This is a genomic window from Arthrobacter sp. ZGTC212, assembly GCF_002929255.1.
Classification (GTDB): domain Bacteria; phylum Actinomycetota; class Actinomycetes; order Actinomycetales; family Micrococcaceae; genus Arthrobacter_B; species Arthrobacter_B sunyaminii.
Genome location: NZ_PJIJ01000045.1, coordinates 1 through 617, shown reverse-complemented (window position 1 = coordinate 617; position 617 = coordinate 1). Strand labels below are relative to the sequence as shown.

General features: G+C 63.5%; 1 protein-coding gene. It reads right to left on the bottom strand.

Annotated features, from left to right (window positions below; genetic code table 11):
* The coding region (locus CXQ89_RS17770; RefSeq protein WP_146067304.1) for an MFS transporter at positions 1-617 on the bottom strand (617 nt) is incomplete at both ends.

Here is a 617-nt window from a genome sequence, read left to right as displayed (position 1 = left end):
GGGATGGTCCAGAACAGCGGGGAAGCGCTCTTGAAACCCATGGCGGCAACGGCCAGGAACACCAGGGCCATGACGGGCGAGGCGATGGCTGCCGCGAAGGTGCCGACTGCGGCGACCAGGAGTGCAATCACCAGCAGCGGCCGCTTGGACTTGGCTTTGTCCTGCCATTTGGCGGCGAAGTACATGGCGAACACGGCGCAGATCCAGGGGATGGAGGACAGGAAGCCGACCGTGAGGTCGGTGGTGCCGGGGATCTGCTTGATGATGCTGGGCAGCCAAAAGGTGTTGGCGTAAATGGACAGCTGTACGGAGAAGTAGATGCCGCACAGCAGCAGGATCTGCGGGTTCAGGAGCATCTTCCAGCGGTTGATCTTTCCGCTGTCGGCCGTGGTGTGCTGGGCGTCCTCATCGGCTATGGCCGTGGACAGGGCATCCGTTTCGGAGGCGGTGAGCCACTTGGCGTCCTTGATGTTTGCGTCCAGGAGGAAGAACACGGTGATGCCCACAACGACGGACAGGGCGCCTTCGAAGCCAAAAAGCCACTGCCAGCCGCGCAGGCCCAAGGCGCCGTGGAGGCTGAGCAGCATACCGGCGATGGGGCCGGACAGCGCTGCTGC